General features: G+C 63.3%; 12 protein-coding genes. 7 read left to right on the top strand and 5 right to left on the bottom strand.

All coding sequences use genetic code 11. The features are described from left to right. Positions 1–102: 102 nt before the first annotated feature. Positions 103–1,398 carry a serine hydroxymethyltransferase gene (gene glyA / locus AC0KW6_RS00005; protein WP_474033756.1) on the bottom strand — a complete coding sequence of 432 codons (1,296 nt, stop codon included), beginning with the start codon at positions 1,396–1,398 and terminating at the stop codon, positions 103–105. A 169-nt stretch (positions 1,399–1,567) separates the two neighbouring features. Here glyA and AC0KW6_RS00010 point away from each other — a divergent pair, with 169 nt between their 5' ends. Further along, positions 1,568–2,329, top strand: coding sequence for an NAD kinase (locus AC0KW6_RS00010; protein WP_474033757.1), 762 nt, complete (start codon positions 1,568–1,570; stop codon positions 2,327–2,329). Positions 2,330–2,778: 449 nt separating this feature from the next. On the opposite strand, the gene AC0KW6_RS00015 is transcribed toward AC0KW6_RS00010, so the two are convergent. Then, on the bottom strand, positions 2,779–4,224 hold the full coding sequence (locus AC0KW6_RS00015; protein WP_474033758.1) for an amidase family protein: 1,446 nt from the start codon (positions 4,222–4,224) through the stop codon (positions 2,779–2,781). Between the two features lie 857 nt (positions 4,225–5,081). Between AC0KW6_RS00015 and prpE the strand changes: the two genes are divergently transcribed. Beyond that, on the top strand, positions 5,082–6,971 hold the full coding sequence (gene prpE / locus AC0KW6_RS00020; protein ID WP_474034197.1) for a propionate-CoA ligase PrpE: 1,890 nt from the start codon (positions 5,082–5,084) through the stop codon (positions 6,969–6,971). A gap of 23 nt (positions 6,972–6,994) precedes the next feature. Here the strand turns inward: prpE and AC0KW6_RS00025 are convergent, their stop codons facing one another. Then, positions 6,995–7,393, bottom strand: a complete 399-nt coding sequence (locus tag AC0KW6_RS00025) for a GFA family protein (protein ID WP_323780004.1) — start codon at positions 7,391–7,393, stop codon at positions 6,995–6,997. A 60-nt stretch (positions 7,394–7,453) separates the two neighbouring features. Further along, complete coding sequence (locus tag AC0KW6_RS00030) at positions 7,454–9,727, bottom strand: NADP-dependent malic enzyme (protein WP_323780007.1); 2,274 nt, start codon at positions 9,725–9,727, stop codon at positions 7,454–7,456. A gap of 802 nt (positions 9,728–10,529) precedes the next feature. Here AC0KW6_RS00030 and AC0KW6_RS00035 point away from each other — a divergent pair. From AC0KW6_RS00035 to AC0KW6_RS00055, 5 genes are all read left to right on the top strand, one after another. Continuing rightward, a complete protein-coding gene (locus AC0KW6_RS00035) occupies positions 10,530–10,922 on the top strand; it encodes a cytidine deaminase (RefSeq protein WP_474033759.1) in 393 nt (130 codons plus the stop codon). Then, on the top strand, positions 10,922–12,226 hold the full coding sequence (locus tag AC0KW6_RS00040) for a thymidine phosphorylase (RefSeq protein WP_323780011.1): 1,305 nt from the start codon (positions 10,922–10,924) through the stop codon (positions 12,224–12,226). The genes AC0KW6_RS00035 and AC0KW6_RS00040 overlap by 1 nt, the downstream gene beginning before the upstream one ends. Then, positions 12,226–13,437, top strand: a complete 1,212-nt coding sequence (locus AC0KW6_RS00045) for a phosphopentomutase (protein WP_474033760.1) — start codon at positions 12,226–12,228, stop codon at positions 13,435–13,437. The genes AC0KW6_RS00040 and AC0KW6_RS00045 overlap by 1 nt, the downstream gene beginning before the upstream one ends. A gap of 91 nt (positions 13,438–13,528) precedes the next feature. Next, positions 13,529–14,161: a uracil phosphoribosyltransferase gene (upp, locus tag AC0KW6_RS00050; RefSeq protein WP_323780016.1), complete on the top strand. Its 633-nt coding sequence runs from the start codon at positions 13,529–13,531 to the stop codon at positions 14,159–14,161. Positions 14,162–14,344: 183 nt separating this feature from the next. Next, positions 14,345–15,700: an SPOR domain-containing protein gene (locus AC0KW6_RS00055; RefSeq protein WP_474033761.1), complete on the top strand. Its 1,356-nt coding sequence runs from the start codon at positions 14,345–14,347 to the stop codon at positions 15,698–15,700. Positions 15,701–15,767: 67 nt separating this feature from the next. Here the strand turns inward: AC0KW6_RS00055 and AC0KW6_RS00060 are convergent, their stop codons facing one another. Next, entirely contained in the window at positions 15,768–16,211 is a 444-nt protein-coding gene (locus AC0KW6_RS00060; protein ID WP_474033762.1) for a PACE efflux transporter, read from the bottom strand. Positions 16,212–16,213 lie beyond the last annotated feature (2 nt).

Here is a 16,213-nt window from a genome sequence, read left to right on the forward strand (position 1 = left end):
TGCGGCCACACCTGCGCGCGGTGCGGGCGCCTCCTGACGCAAAGCAAAACCGCCGCGGCCTTGCGGCGCGCGGCGGTTCGTTTTCTTCACTCCTGCAAGGGCTTACAGGTTCGGGTACAGCGGGAACCTGGCGCAGAGATCCGCAACCTTGGCGCGCACCGCGGCCTCCACATCCGCATTGCCGTCTTCACCGTTGGCGGCCAGCCCGTCGATCACCTCGATGATCAGATCGGCGATCTGGCGGAACTCTGCCTCGCCGAAGCCGCGGGTGGTGCCTGCCGGGGTGCCCAGACGCAGGCCGGAAGTCACGGTGGGCTTTTCCGGGTCGAACGGGATGCCGTTCTTGTTGGTGGTGATATGGGCCCGTCCCAGCGCCTTGTCGGCGATATTGCCGGTGACGCCTTTGGGGCGCAGGTCGACCAGCATGACATGGGTGTCGGTGCCGCCGGTGACAATGTCCAGCCCGCCCTGGATCAGCTGGTCCGCCAGTGCCGCCGCGTTGGCGCGGACCTGCTTCTGGTAGGCCTTGAACTCCGGCTTCAGCGCCTCGCCGAAGGCCGCCGCCTTGCCGGCGATCACATGCATCAGCGGGCCGCCCTGGATGCCGGGGAAGATCGCCGAATTCACCTTCTTGGCTATGCCCTCGTCATTGGTCACGATCATGCCGCCGCGCGGGCCGCGCAGGGTCTTGTGGGTGGTGGTGGTGGCCACATGCGCGTGCGGGAACGGCGAGGGGTGCTCACCGGCAGCGATCAGACCCGCGATATGGGCCATGTCGACCATGAAATAGGCGCCGACGCTGTCGGCGATTTCGCGGAATTTGGCAAAGTCGATCTGGCGCGGGATGGCGGAGCCGCCGGCGATGATCAATTTGGGCTGGTGCTCGGTTGCGAGAGCCTGGATCTGATCGTAGTCGATCAGGTTGTCGCTTTCGCGCACACCATAGTGAACCGCGTTGAACCACTTGCCCGACTGGTTCGGGCGGGCGCCATGGGTCAGGTGGCCGCCGGAGGCCAGATCCATGCCCAGAATGGTGTCGCCGGGCTGGATCAGCGCCTGGAACACACCCTGGTTCGCCTGGCTGCCGGAGTTCGGCTGCACATTGGCATATTCGCAGCCGAACAGCTGCTTGGCGCGGTCGATGGCCAGGTTTTCGGCGACGTCGACATACTGGCAGCCGCCATAGTAGCGGCGGCCCGGGTAGCCTTCGGCGTATTTGTTGGTGAGGACGGAGCCTTGCGCTTCCATCACCGCGGCCGAGACGATGTTCTCGGAGGCAATCAGCTCGATCTCGTCGCGCTGGCGGCCCAGCTCGGCTGTGATCGAGGCATAAAGTTCAGGATCGCGCTCCGACAGCGCTTGGGTGAAAAAGCCGGGGTCACGGGTCGCTTCAGTCATGGTGGCTCCGTTGGAGTAAGGATCAGAATTGAGGGATTTCCTATCGGAAACTTCCTTGCGCAGGAAGCCTGTAAAGCGACATTTCCCTGCGACAGAACGGCAACTATGGTCTTTGCCGGAAAGCTGTGATTGTTTCGGAACCAGATGCCTAACACCGGAAACAGATTTCATGAGTTTGAGAATCGCCTTTCTGGCCAGTGAGGCCGATATTGCGCAGGATGCATTGGGTGCTCTGAGAAAGAGATACGGTCATGTGCCGCCCGCCGAAGCCGGTATTGTTGTGGCTCTGGGCGGGGATGGGTTTATGCTGCGCACGCTGCTTGCGATGGTGGATCATCCGGCGCCAGTGTACGGCATGAACCGCGGCACCGTCGGCTTTCTGATGAATGAATACCGCGAAGACGGGCTGATCGGACGGCTTGAAGAAGCCGTGCAGGAAATCATCAACCCGCTGTCGATGACAGTAATGGACCGCCGCGGCGCGGTGCACAAGGCGCTGGCCATCAACGAGGTGTCTCTGCTGCGGGCAGGGCCGCAGGCGGCGCGGCTCAGAATATCCGTAAACGGGCGTGTGCGGTTGGAGGAACTGGTCTGCGACGGCGCCTTGGTTTCCACCCCCGCGGGCTCCACAGCCTATAACTATTCCGCGCATGGCCCGATCCTGCCGATCGGGGCGGACGTGCTGGCGCTGACGGCGATTGCCGCCTTCCGGCCGCGGCGCTGGCGCGGTGCGCTTTTGCCCAGCAACGCGATGGTGCGCTTTGATGTTCTGGAGGCCGGTAAGCGCCCGGTGATGGCTGAAGCGGACTCGAATTCGGTGGCCGATATCGATTGGGTCGAGATCCGCACCGATCCGAAGATACGCCATAAAATCCTGTTCGACCCCGGTCATGGTCTGGAAGAAAGACTTATTTCCGAACAGTTTACGTAAGCGTTTAACGAAGAATTCACGGCTTTGTGAACTTCCCGGTAACTATTCTATGCAAAGGTTAACCCATAGGCGGATGCGGATGGTATCTGCCCAACGGCAAAATGCCATAGAGCCGTACCGGCATGTTTTGTACGTTCCTGTTTTTTGGTTTCCTGCCGGTCACGCCTGGGGAACTTGGCGCCAGAATGCCAGGTTCGCTGAATGCGGCAAGGCGAGCGGTGTTTGTAGTGAGTGATCTAGGTATGGAAGTTCCCCGGGGGCGGTTCAGCCCGTTCCCCGGGACCTCAAGCGGGCAGGGCGCGGCGATGCATAGCCCCCCCATAGCGCCCGCCCGGACTGCTTTGAGACCGTCCCCGATTTGAGACCGTCCCCGATTTGAGACCGACCCTGATTTATGAACGTTCCCGATTTGAACCTTCGGGATTGGCTGATGTTGGCTGACTGTCATGTCAGGCGCGACCGCCGGCCTGCATCTGGTCCCACAGCGGCAGGCACATGCGGCCTGCACTGGCTTCGATGGCGGCGCAGGCGTCCACCGCCAGATCCTCGCGCCAGCGGCGGGCGGCGATCTGCACATTGATGGGCTGCGGCCCATTCGGCAGCTGCGCCAGCCGGGCAGGCACTGAAGCAGCGGGCAAACCGAGGAAGTTCATCGCATAGGAGTAAACTGCGCAGCCCAGCACCTCATGCACGCCTTCCGCGCCTTCGGTGTCGCGGTCCGGCTTGAAAAAGGGCTGCGGCAGGAAAGGCGATAACACCAGCGGGTATTCCTCCATGAACAGGGACCATTGCCGCGCGTAATGCGTGCGCTTGGCCATCATCTGCAGCAGAACGTCCCCGGAAAAGGGCGGGAACTCCTGGAAATAGACGGCAAAGATGCCGCGCACGGTCTGGGAGCCTGCCGCGTCCACATCCCCCTTCATCAGTGCATGGATCTCGCCCATCAGGGCGCGGTAGCCGGTGCGTCCGGCCTCGAATACATCGGGCGGTTCCGCTTCCTCAACCAAATAGCCTGCGCCGGTCAGCGCCTCACGGGCAAAATCCAATGCGGCTTCGACTTCGGGGTGCAGTTCATAGCCATGGGTGTTCTTGCTGAAGGCAACCTTGACCGGGCCATTCAGCGCTTCACCGCGCCAGGGTACCGGCACATGGAAGGGGTCGCGCGGGTCTGCGGCAATCAAGGAGGGCATCGAAAGATGCAGATCCTCTGCCGAGCGGGCAATCAGCCCCTGCACCGACATCAGCTGCGCCAGCAGACCGCGCTCGGCGGATTGGCTGGGGTTCCAGGCCGGCACCCGGCCCAGGCCGGGCTTGACCGTCACCGCGCCATTGGCTGCCGCCGGAAAGCGCAACGAGCCGCCGATGTCATTGCCATGCGCCAGTGCACCGATTCCGGCCATCACTGCAGCCCCGGCGCCGCCGGAGGATCCGCCCGGCGAGATATGCCGTCCCCATGGGTTATAGGTGCGGCCGTGCAACGGGTTGTCGGTGTCGGCGCGGAAGGAAAATTCAGGAGTATTTGTCCGCCCGATTACCACCGCCCCGGCCTTTTGCAGATTCTCCACCACCGGGGCGTCCGCAGGCGCGATCAAGTCCTTCAGCGCCGGGACGCCGTTGGAGGTGGCATGGCCTTTCTGATCCACGTTGATCTTGATGGTGACCGGCACACCGTGCAACGGGCCGGGAACTGCGCCGCCTGCGCGCGCCTTGTCGAGTGCGCGGGCGCGGTCCAGTGCCTCGACGCTCAGATCTTCAACGACGGCATTCAGCGCTGGGTTCACCGCGTTCATTCGGTTGATGGAGGCTTGCACGGCGCCTTCGGCGCTCAGATCTCCGGTGCGTGTCAGTTGGGTCAGTTCCGCGGCACTCAGGCGCCAGGTCTCCGGATTTGTCATGCTCAAGCCTCCTTGGCTGCAGCCTAGGAAGACAGGGCGGAGTTGCAAGGAAAACCGGACGGCAAATTGCCGGAATTCTGCGGATATTCCTCGTGGGTCCGGGCCCGAGGCCGCCGCTGTCGCAATGGCTGCACCAGAAGATAGTTGAAACGGGGTTGGATGCTGTCTTCATGGAATCGCTGCAATTTAGAGAGGCTCTGGCAGCTGTGCCGATCAGGATCAGCCAAGAAAACCCCGGCGGGGTCACGCGCCTGCTTCCTCCCGGCTGGTTCCGCCCAGCTCTGGGCAAACCACCCCGGCGCAGATAATCCGTGCAGGGGCAGGGAAGCTGGAAAGCCATACGTCAGACGTTTGAGCGTCTTCAGAAGGTTGGTCTGGTCCTCGGTCCGCCTTTCCGGCCGTGATTTCCGCAGCGCGGCGGCGGCAGCGGCTTTCTCCCGCCTTCTCCCGCGGGCGAAGGTTCCAAGCAGCCCTTCCTCCAGCCATCCTCACCCGCCTCCACACATCTTTTTAGGTCCCGGCATCTGCTGATTCACGACTTGGACGGCGGAACCTCTGGGATCGAAATGCGAACTGTCACGCTCCAGCGGGTGATTCCCCGCTTGCAGCGGCCATGCCCGCCCGAAAAGTTTGCAGTTTTGCAAATTCGGCGAGGCTTTCCTGAATATTCTACCGCAAAGACCTGTTTGCAAACCGGATTGGATGCAAAACGAACTCAGCGTGTAAATTCTGTAAACCCTGGCCGTTTCCCTGCTCGAAGCCTGTAAATTCCTTGACCAACCTTACGTGCGGAAGCTGCAAAACTTGCCCGTTTGACGCTTTCTCGCCTACGCAAAGAGCAGGAGGAGATGAACACCATGGGATATCAGGACATTTACGCCGGCTGGAAACAGGACCCGGAAGGGTTTTGGATGCAGGCTGCACAGGCGATCAATTGGGTTGAAGCCCCGAAACAGGCGTTGTTTGACAAAGGCGACGGTCTTTACGAATGGTTTGCCGATGCCAAGGTGAACACCTGCTACAATGCCGTAGACCGTCACGTCGAACAGGGCCGCGGCGAGCAGACCGCGATCATCTATGACAGCCCTGTCACCCAGACCAAGCGTGAAATCTCCTATGTCGAACTGCGCAACCGTGTCGCCACTCTGGCCGGGGCGCTGCGTGCCAAGGGCATCGAAAAGGGCGACCGGGTCATCATCTACATGCCGATGATCCCTGAGGCGCTTGAGGCGATGCTGGCCTGCGCCCGCATCGGCGCGGTGCATTCGGTGGTGTTCGGCGGCTTTGCTTCCAACGAATTGGCAGTGCGGATCGACGACGCCAAGCCCAAGGCGATCATCGCCGCCTCCTGCGGGATCGAGCCAGGCCGGACCGTGCATTACAAGCCGCTGCTGGACGGCGCTATCGACCTCGCGGAACATAAGCCGGAGTTCTGCGTGATCTTCCAGCGCGAACAGGAAGTGGCGGATCTGATCCCGGGCCGGGATGTGAACTGGCATGGGTTCCAATACGGAGTGGAGCCCGCTGAATGTGTTCCGGTAGAGGGTAACCACCCCTCCTATATCCTCTACACCTCCGGCACCACCGGCCAGCCCAAGGGGGTGATCCGCCACACTGCGGGCCAGCTGGTGGCGCTGAACTGGACGATGAAGAACATCTACAACGTTGATCCCGGCGATGTGTTCTGGGCGGCGTCGGATGTGGGCTGGGTCGTCGGTCACTCCTATATCTGCTACGGTCCGCTGATCCACGGCAACACGACAGTGGTGTTCGAGGGCAAGCCGGTGGGAACGCCGGATGCTGGCACCTTCTGGCGGGTTATTTCCGAGCATGGGGTCAAAAGCTTCTTTACTGCCCCCACCGCTTTCCGCGCGGTCAAGCGGGAGGACCCCAAGGGCGAATTCGTCCGCAAATACGATCTGAGCTGCCTGCAGCAGGTCTATCTGGCCGGCGAGCGCGCCGATCCCGACACCATCACCTGGGCGCAGGAACAGCTGAAGGTTCCGGTGGTGGACCACTGGTGGCAGACTGAAACCGGCTGGTCGATTGCCGCCAACCCCCTGGGGATAGAAGAACTGCCGACCAAGCTCGGCTCGCCTGCGCTGCCGATGCCCGGCTATGAGGTGGACATTCTGGACGAGGGCGGCAACCCGGTGGCACCAGGCGAACTGGGCGCCATTGCAGTGAAGCTGCCGTTGCCGCCGGGCACCCTGCCGACTCTGTGGAATGCCGGGGACCGGTTCAGGAAAAGCTACCTCACCACCTTCCCCGGCTACTACGAGACCGGTGATGCCGGCATGAAGGACGAGGACGGCTATCTCTACATCATGGCGCGCACAGATGATGTGATCAATGTGGCGGGCCACCGCCTGTCGACCGGCGGCATGGAGGAAGTGCTGTCGGGCCACCCGGATGTTGCCGAATGCGCGGTGATTGGTGTGGCGGACAGCCTCAAGGGCCAGATACCTGTTGGCTTCCTCTGCCTGAATTCCGGCGCTGGCCGCGACCCTGGCGAGGTGGTCGCCGAGGTCGTTAAACTGGTGCGCGAGAAGATCGGCCCGGTTGCTGCCTTCAAACTTGCGGCGGTGGTCGACCGGCTGCCCAAGACCCGTTCCGGAAAGATCCTGCGCGGCACCATGGTGAACATCGCTGATGGCACGCCGTGGAAGATGCCTGCAACGATCGACGATCCCGCTGTGCTGGACGAAATCAAGGATGCTCTGCGGGCTATCGGCTACGCCAGATAAGCGTCCGCCAGCCCGGTCAGCGGCTACGCATCATGATCTCTGCCCCGGCCGTAGCGGGGCAGCCTGTCTTTCAGCTCCAGCCAGCTCACATGGTCGGAGTGGAAGACATGGAACCTGGGGGGCAGTTCCCCGGGGCATTCCAAGGTCGCTGTGTACATGTGGATATTCACCGTATCGCGTGCAGTGCGATAGGCCATCTGGGTGCCGCAGGCGCTGCAGAACAGCCGCTCGACACCGGTAGAGGAATTGTAGATCTGCGGCTCTGAACCGGACCATGCGACCGACTCATGCGGCAGTCCGAAAAATGCGGTGACAGGTGCCGCGCAATTGCGGCGGCAATCGGCGCAATGACAGTAGCAGCTCCAGGCCGCTTCGGCCTGGCTCTCCCAATGCACGGCGCCGCAGTGGCAATGCCCTCTCATGGCTGGTCCCCCTACTGGCCTCCCCGGATGGGCGGCCAGCGTTAATTCCCAGCCGCAGGTTTAACCGTAGTGCGCCACCGGGGTGCCGGCAATGGCGGCCATGTTCAAAAGCCCGCGCGCGGTGATCGAGGGGGAAACGATATGGGCGCGGTTGCCCATGCCCATCAGGATCGGCCCGACCTCCAGCCCGCCGGCCCGCATTTTCAGGATGTTACGCACCCCCGAGGCAGCATCGGCATGGGCAAAGATCAGCACATTGGCCGCGCCCTCCAGCCGCGAATTGGGGAAGATCCGTTCGCGCAGCTCAGGGTCCAGCGCGCTGTCGATGTTCATTTCTCCCTCATAGGCAAAATCCCGGCGCCTGTCGTCGAGGATTTCCAGCGCCGCGCGCAGCCGGCTGCCGGTGTCGCAGGCGATATTGCCGAATTGCGATTGCGAACACAGCGCAATCTTCGGTTCCAGGCCAAAGCGGCGCACATGGCGGGCTGCGCCGATAACGGTTTCTGCGATCTGTTCTGGCGTTGGCTCAATCCGCACATGGGTGTCGGCAATGAACAGCGGCCCGTCCTCCAGGATCATCAGCGACAGCGCCCCGTGCGGCGCGTAGCTGTTGCCGCCCAGAACCTGCTCCACATAGTTCATATGCCAGCGGTATTCGCCGAACGTGCCGCAGATCAGGCTGTCCGCCTCGCCGCGATGGACCATGATGGCGCCGATTGCGGTGGTATTGGTGCGCATGATCGCCTTGGCCAGGTCCGGGCTTACGCCGCGCCGCTGCATCAGCTTGTGATAGCTGTTCCAATAGTCGTAATACCGCGGGTCGTTTTCCGGATTGACCAGCTGAAAGTCACGGCCGGGACGCACATCCAGCCCCAGCCGCTCACAGCGGCGCTCAATTACTTCCGGGCGGCCGATCAGGACCGGGGTTTCGGTTGTCTCCTCCAGAATCGCCTGGGCGGCGCGCAGCACCCGCTCGTCCTCGCCCTCGGCAAAGACAATGCGGCGGGCGGCGGCGCGGGCAGCCTCGAACACCGGCCGCATCAGCAGGGCGGATTTGAAGACGGTTTGGTTCAGCTTTTGCTTATAGGCTTCGATATCCTTGATCGGCCGGTTCGCAACACCGCTTTCCATCGCCGCCTTGGCCACGGCAGAGGACACCACCGCCACCAGTCGCGGGTCAAACGGCTTGGGGATCAGGTAATCGGCGCCGAATGTCAGCTGCTCGCCCTTATAGGCCGCCGCCGCTTCGGCGCTGGTCGTTGCCCGCGCCAGTTCGGCGATGCCGTCGACACAGGCAATCTGCATCGCGTCGTTGATCTCGGTCGCCCCCACGTCCAGCGCCCCGCGGAAAATGAAGGGGAAGCACAGCACGTTGTTGACCTGGTTTGGAAAATCGCTGCGCCCGGTAGCGATGATCGCATCCGGCGCCACCTTGCGTGCCTGGTCGGGCATGATTTCGGGTGTCGGGTTGGCCAGAGCAAAGATGATTGGCCGTTTGGCCATTCTGCCGACCATTTCCGGCTTCAGCACGTTCGGCCCGGACAACCCCAGGAACAGATCAGCGCCGTCAACCACCTCATCCAGCGTCCGCTTGTCCGAGGACTGGGCAAAGGCCGCTTTCTGCGGGTTCATGTCCTCTTCGCGGCCCTCATAGACCAGCCCGTGAATATCGCAGAGCCAGATGTTCTCGCGCTTCACCCCCAGCTTCACCAGCATGTTGAGGCAGGCGATCCCAGCCGCACCGCCGCCGGTTGAGACGATCTTGATCTCGTCAAACGACTTGCCCGCCACATGCAGGGCGTTCTTGGCAGCGGCCCCTACGACGATGGCTGTCCCATGCTGATCGTCATGGAAAACCGGGATGTTCATCCGCTCGCGGCACAGCTTTTCCACCACAAAACAATCCGGCGCCTTGATGTCTTCCAGATTGATCGCGCCAAACGTCGGCTCCAGCGAGCAGACGATATCGGCCAGCTTCTCGGGGTCGCTTTCGTTGACTTCGATGTCAAAGCAGTCGATGCCCGCGAAGTTCTTGAACAGGACCGCCTTGCCCTCCATCACCGGCTTCGAGGCCAGCGCACCGATGTTGCCCAGCCCCAGTACCGCCGAGCCGTTCGTCACAACCGCAACCAGATTGCCGCGCGAGGTATAGCGGGCGGCATTGGCCTCATCCGCCTTGATTTCGATGCAGGCCTCCGCCACGCCCGGGGAATAGGCGCGCGCCAGATCGCGGCCGTTGGCCATCGGTTTGGTCGCGCGGATCTCCAGCTTACCGGGCTGCGGAAACTCGTGATAGTTGAGTGCGGCTTGGCGCAGGTTCTGTTGATCGGACATCTGGCGCTCCTGGATATCGATTTTGTTTAGCGTTAAACCATTTTTCCTGCCGGAAACCTAGTCCAAACTGACGCAAATGAACGCGGCGGCAGTTGCGGCGGCGGCTTGTTGTCCGGATCCTGCCGCAAGGCCACCGGGCTGCCAAGTGAATTGGGAGTAAAAAGTGAGCGATGCAATCGCGGATCCCGCCCGTCGGCTGATGTGCGGCGCAATGATATTCCGTTTTCTACCAATGCCTTGGCTGTAAAGATGAAACTGTTTCACCCCGCGGATGTTCCGCAAACTTCGGTGCCGTGCAAACACGGCCTGAGCCTGCGGGTTGAAAAGGGGGCCGGCGAAAACCCCCGGCACAACCCGCATTGTGACTGAAGATCCTGATGGAATTGCCGAAGGCCATCGCTGCCTGACCGTGCCCAATCACCAGGACCGGGAGCGAAGAGCATTGGCCACCGGTGGTGAAGTCCCGAACCGTGCACAGCTTTCCCGTCCGCCGCCTGAACGGCCAGGCGCCCTGGATTTTCTGCCGCTCAGGCAGGCTTGTCCGTGGCCTGTTGCCGGATGGTCAGGGCGGTTGATCATCGCCGGCCGCATCCGCTCCCCTGGCGGCGGCCCGGTGCCGGGCATGAAGGCACGCCTCAGCGCGCCCCGCGGCGCTGTGCAACTGCCGGAGGCAACCTTGCCCGGCGTATGCAGCATGGCAGCAGGGGAACACAGGAACTGCATTAGGGGGCTTCCGCTCACCGGGGCAATTCAGCTAGGCTGCGGCATTCTGACCAGATGATCAAAAACCGGGGAAGCACCGATGAGCCTCAAAGCCGCTGCCACTGCCGTCCGCGAAAACGCCTACGCACCGTATTCAAATTTCAAGGTCGGTGCGGCTGTCCGTTCGGCTTCCGGCCAGATTTACGTGGGCTGCAATGTCGAAAACGTGGCCTACCCGGAGGGCACCTGCGCCGAGGCCGGCGCCATTGCCGCGATGGTGGCGGCGGGCGAGACGGAGCTGGCAGAGGTCTATGTGATCGCCGACTGCCCCGCACCGATTCCGCCTTGCGGGGGCTGCCGCCAGAAGCTCAAGGAGTTCGGCACCGGTGACGTCAAAGTGACCCTGGCCACCACCGACGGCGCCGAGAAAGACACCACAATCGGCGATCTGCTGCCGGGCGCTTTTGACACGGACCATATGGAGCGCTGCTGATGGATGCCCGCGCCATCAATGCAATGCTGCGGCGCGGTGAAACACCTGGCGAAGAAGATCTGCGCTGGTTTGCCCAAGGGCTGGCCAGCGGTGCGGTGTCCGATGCGCAGGCCGGCGCCTTTGCCATGGCCGTTTGCCTGCAGGGGCTGAGTGTCGAGGGCCGCCGCGCCCTGACGCTGGCGATGCGCGACACCGGCGATGTGCTGGACTGGGATCTGGACGGGCCGGTGCTGGACAAGCATTCCACCGGCGGCGTGGGGGATTGCGTCTCGCTGCTGCTGGCGCCCGCACTGGCCGCCTGCGGCGCCTATGTGCCGATGATCTCGGGCCGCGGCCTGGGCCATACCGGCGGCACCCTGGATAAGCTGGAAGCCATTCCCGGCGTCTCCGTCAGCGTCAGCGAAGACCATCTGCGCCGGATGATGCAGGATGCCGGCTGCGCCATTGTCGGCGCCACGGCGCAGATCGCACCTGCGGACAAGCGGCTTTATGCCATCCGCGATGTAACCGCGACGGTCGAAAGCCTAGACATGATCACCGCTTCGATCCTCTCCAAGAAGCTGGCCGCCAGCCCGGATGCGCTGGTGCTGGACGTCAAGATCGGCTCCGGTGCTTTCATGAAAACGGCGGATGAGGCGCGCGCTTTGGCGCAATCCCTCTGCGATACTGCCAATGCGGCGGGCTGCCGGACCTCGGCGCTGATCACCGACATGAACCAACCGCTGGCGCCCGCCCTGGGCAATGCGCTGGAGGTGGCAGAGGTGATGCGGATGCTGACCGCCAAAGCCAACGGACCGCTGGCTGAAATCTCGTCGGTACTGGGCGGTGAACTGCTTGTTCACGCGGGGTTGGCCGCGGACGCGGCTGAGGGCGCGGACAAGATCACTGCAGCCCTAACGGATGGCAGCGCGGCAGACCGCTTGGCCCGGATGATCGCGGCTCTGGGCGGCCCCGCTGACTTTGCAGACAGATGGCAGGATCATCTGCCCGGCGCAGAAGTCATCAGGGAGGTCAAGACACTATCGGCAGGGTTCGTCACGGCCATGAACGGCGAGGCGCTCGGCCTGGCCGTTGTCCGCCTTGGCGGCGGCCGGATGGTGGAAAGCGACCGTATTCACCCGGGCGTCGGTATTTCGGGTCTCGTCCGCCTGGGCCAGCAGGTCGGGGCAGGGGACACCCTTGCCTGCATTCACGCGGCCAGCGACGATGCGGCAGATATGGCGGAGGCCGCTCTTGTTGCCGCGGTCTCCATCGGGGCGGCGCCGGACGCCCTGCCGCCGCTGGTTCACGAAAGGATCTCCTGATGCCCCGTGCCTTCCTAGTGGTAATGGATTCCGTTGGCATCGGCGGTGCGCCAGATGCCGGGAAATTCTTCAACGGCGACCTGCCGGACCTTGGTGCCAACACGCTGGCCCATATCGCCCAGGCCTGCGCCGCCGGCCGGGCAGACGAGGGGCGCAGCGGCCCGCTGCATCTGCCGAACTTGGAGCGCCTCGGCCTTGGCGCCGCGATGCGGCTGGCGTCCTCGGTGCCGTTCCCGGGTCTGGACGCGGATCCGCAGGGCCTGTGGGGCTGCGCCCGCGAGCTCAGCCGCGGCAAGGATACGCCATCCGGCCATTGGGAGCTGGCGGGCCTGCCGGTGCCCTGGGACTGGCATTACTTCCCCGATCAGGCGCCCTCTTTCCCGGAGGCGTTGACGGCTTTTGTTGCGGAGCAGGCCGGCACCGGCGGCATCCTGGGCAACTGCCACGCCTCCGGCACGGTGATCCTCGACACCCTTGGCGCTGAACATATGCGGACGGGCAAGCCGATCTGCTACACCTCCGCCGACAGCGTTTTCCAGATCGCCGCACATGAGGAAACCTTCGGCCTCGATCGCCTGCTGGAGCTTTGCAAAGCCATTGCCCCGCGCCTGCACGCAATGAAAGTGGGCCGGGTCATCGCGCGCCCCTTCATCGGCTCGGCAGAGCAAGGCTTCACCCGCACCACCAACCGCCGCGACTTTGCCATCACAACGCCGGCGCCGGTGCTGACCAACTGGGTGCAGGACGCAGGCGGCCGGGTCCATGCCATCGGCAAGATCGGCGACATCTTCTCCATGTCCGGCATCGACACTCTGAAAAAGGGCTCTGATGCCAGGCTGATGGAGCATCTCTTTCATGCGGTGGAGACGGCGGAGCAGGGCAGCCTGACCTTCGCCAACTTTGTCGAGTTCGACAGTATGCACGGCCACACCCGCGACATCCCCGGCTATGCCCGCGCGCTGGAGTGGTTCGATGCGGAAATCGGCCGCCTGCAGGGCAAACTGCACAAGGGCGATATGCTGCTGCTGACCGCCGATCATGGCAACGACCCGAGCTGGCCCGGCTCCGACCATACCCGCGAACAAGTGCCGGTGCTGACCGCGGGGCTTGACGCAGGCACCATCGGGCAGGTCAAATTCGCCGATGTGGCGGCCTCAATCGCTGCCCATCTGAATGTCCCGGCCCAAGGCCCCGGCAAAAGCTTTCTTTGACCCGATGGTCAAAACCCGCTTGCCAGCCGCGGCCAAGCCCGTAAAAGCGCTGCAAACAGACCCGCCGGATACAGATACCAAGGAGTGCCCCATGACCGACCACCTGACTGTTGTTGATCACCCGCTTGTGCAGCACAAGCTGACCCTGATGCGGGACAAGGGCACATCCACGGCCGGCTTCCGCCGCCTGCTGCGTGAGATCACCCAGCTTCTGGCTTATGAAATCACCCGCGAAATGGCGCTGACCACCACCAACATCGAAACCCCGATGGAGGAGATGGACGCGCCGATCCTGGCCGGCAAGAAACTGGCGCTTGTGTCGATCCTGCGTGCGGGCAACGGCATGCTGGACGGGGTGTTGGAGCTGATCCCCTCGGCTCGTGTCGGCTTTGTTGGCCTGTACCGCGACGAGGAAACCCTGGAACCGGTGCAATATTACTTCAAGGCGCCCGAAGCGCTGGAAGACCGGCTGGTGATCGCTGTCGACCCGATGCTGGCGACCGGCAACAGCTCAGCCGCTGCCATCGACCTGTTGAAAAAGGCCGGCGCGAACAACATCCGTTTCCTCTGCCTGCTGGCCTCGCCAGAAGGTGTTGCGCGCATGAAGGAAACGCACCCGGATGTGCCGATCGTGACCGCCTCGCTCGACCGGCAGTTGAACGAGAAGGGTTACATATTGCCCGGCCTGGGCGATGCCGGCGACCGGATGTTCGGCACCAAATGATCCAAAACACCGGCCAGGGCAGCCGCAAGCGCCTTGGCCAGAATGTTCGGCCACCGCTTGGGGCCGGAAATCAGGGTCCAATTCGCGTGAATATTGCCGGCTTGCGGCCTTATTGCTGCCGCAGAATCTTTACTCACAGGCCTGTTTCAGGCATCCTGCAGCCATATTTTGTGGGGCTCAGGAATGAAAATAACTAGAATTATTGCACTGGCCATCATTGCGGGGATAACTGGCGCAGCAGGTATACAGGCGCAAACCCTGCGTGAAACCAGCCCGCCCGCCGAGTTTCCGCCTGTCTCCTACACCGGCAAGCAATATGTGGACAGCCGCGGCTGTATCTACATCCGCGCAGGCATTGACGGCAATGTCGCCTGGGTTCCGCGCGTCTCCCGCTCGCGCAAGCAGATCTGCGGCTATGCGCCGACCAAGCTGGCAGGCACTACGCGGCAGCAGCAGGCGGCCCCGGGGCCGGAACTGATCACGCTGGAGCCGGGCCGGCAGCCCGCACAATCGGCGGCAGCTGCGCCGGCAGCGGCAAAACGGACTCCGTCCGCAGCCAAACCTGCTGCTGCGCCCAGGGTCGCCACCACAGCCAAGCCGCGCCGCACACCGCAATCCACCAGCGCCCGGCCCGCAGCCGCGGCGGCTGCTCCAGCATCGGAACCGGCAGCCAAGAAGGTCGTGCGGGTGACGCCCAAGCCAGCCCCGGCGCCGGCAGTGCCGGCTCCGGCAGCAGCGCAGCCCGCAGGTGGCGGCGCTTGTGCCGGCCTTTCGGACATCAGCCGCCAGTACTCCAACGCCGCCGGCGGGCGCTGCGGCCCGCAAGCTGTTCCACCGGTGACCTACGGCGGGCAGGGCAGCGGCGCACAGTCCTCTTTGCGCCTGACCCCGAATACGCGCGTGGTGCAGACGCATATCTATCAGGACCGTCGGCTCAGCAACAGTTTCACGGTGCCCCAGGGGTACCGTCCGGTCTGGTCCGACGGGCGGCTGAACCCGCAGCGTGGGGTGCGTACCGTGCGCCCGGCAGTGGTGACCGGTTTTGCCCAAGTCCCGGCTGGCTATCTGGCAGTGGAACGTGAGGACGGCCGCCTGAACAGGATGCGCGGCGTGCGCACGCCCGAGGGCGATGCGCAGATGGCGCGGATCTGGACCGATGGCGTGCCGCGCAAACTGGTGCAGCTTCCGCTGGACCGCCCCGCACTGACACTGCCGCGCAAAGCGCGCCGCAGCCCGGCAGAAGCGCAGCCCTCAGGTCTGCGCCTGTCCACCCGCTCTGCCCCGCAGGCGGCTGCCCCGCAGCAGACGGAATGGCGCCGCTATGTTCGCGCCGCAACCTTTTCCGATGCCGGGCAGGCAAAAGCCGCCGCCCGCCGCCTTGCCGCCTCCGGGCTGCCGGTGCGTCTTGGCACGGTCAGCCGCAAGGGGCAGCCCTACAAGGTGGTTCTGGCAGGCCCGTTCCGCCACCAGGCCAAGGCCGCTGCCGCACTGGCCAAAGTGCAGAAGGCCGGCTTCTCCGGTGCCAAGCTAAGCAAATAGCGGCACCCCTGTACAAACGGAAAAAGCCGGGGTTTGCCCCGGCTTTTTTGTGTGCTGTACAAGCTGCTCAGCCGGCATTTGCAACTTCAGCCGCCCTGGCCGCTGGAACCGGGAAGACGATGTCATAGCCCCAGTTAAAGGCGAAGGCATAGACGAGGTAGAAACCGGCAAAACCAATATCCATCACAATGGCCTCCAGCAGGGTCACCCCCAGGAACCAGGCCAGGAATGGCATCAGTGCCAGCAACAGGCCCAGTTCGAACATAACGGCATGTAGAATACGCTGTGCTATCGTCTTCTGAGTGCTGCCCGTCTGACGCTGCATTGCGCGGTCGAAAGCAACATTATAGACATAGTTCCAAAGGGTTGCGATTATAGAACAGATAAGGGCTGCCGCTCCGAAATGCTGGAAAGGTATGTGAAACAGCCAGGCGCCGACTGGCGTGACAAGCAGCAGGCCCAACAGTTCAAATGAAATGGCATGGCGGAAACGGTCTTTGGCGGTGCGCATGG

The sequence above is a fragment of the Leisingera sp. SA215 genome, from assembly GCF_055902035.1.

Excerpts from the sequence above, each read along its gene's own strand:
- glyA (WP_474033756.1), bottom strand. The coding sequence starts at position 1,398 with ATGACTGAAGCGACCCGTGACCCCGGCTTTTTCACCCAAGCGCTGTCG.
- AC0KW6_RS00010 (WP_474033757.1), top strand. The coding sequence starts at position 1,568 with ATGAGTTTGAGAATCGCCTTTCTGGCCAGTGAGGCCGATATTGCGCAG.
- AC0KW6_RS00015 (WP_474033758.1), bottom strand. The coding sequence starts at position 4,224 with ATGACAAATCCGGAGACCTGGCGCCTGAGTGCCGCGGAACTGACCCAA.
- prpE (WP_474034197.1), top strand. The coding sequence starts at position 5,082 with ATGGGATATCAGGACATTTACGCCGGCTGGAAACAGGACCCGGAAGGG.
- AC0KW6_RS00025 (WP_323780004.1), bottom strand. The coding sequence starts at position 7,393 with ATGAGAGGGCATTGCCACTGCGGCGCCGTGCATTGGGAGAGCCAGGCC.
- AC0KW6_RS00030 (WP_323780007.1), bottom strand. The coding sequence starts at position 9,727 with ATGTCCGATCAACAGAACCTGCGCCAAGCCGCACTCAACTATCACGAG.
- AC0KW6_RS00035 (WP_474033759.1), top strand. The coding sequence starts at position 10,530 with ATGAGCCTCAAAGCCGCTGCCACTGCCGTCCGCGAAAACGCCTACGCA.
- AC0KW6_RS00040 (WP_323780011.1), top strand. The coding sequence starts at position 10,922 with ATGGATGCCCGCGCCATCAATGCAATGCTGCGGCGCGGTGAAACACCT.
- AC0KW6_RS00045 (WP_474033760.1), top strand. The coding sequence starts at position 12,226 with ATGCCCCGTGCCTTCCTAGTGGTAATGGATTCCGTTGGCATCGGCGGT.
- upp (WP_323780016.1), top strand. The coding sequence starts at position 13,529 with ATGACCGACCACCTGACTGTTGTTGATCACCCGCTTGTGCAGCACAAG.
- AC0KW6_RS00055 (WP_474033761.1), top strand. The coding sequence starts at position 14,345 with ATGAAAATAACTAGAATTATTGCACTGGCCATCATTGCGGGGATAACT.
- AC0KW6_RS00060 (WP_474033762.1), bottom strand. The coding sequence starts at position 16,211 with ATGCGCACCGCCAAAGACCGTTTCCGCCATGCCATTTCATTTGAACTG.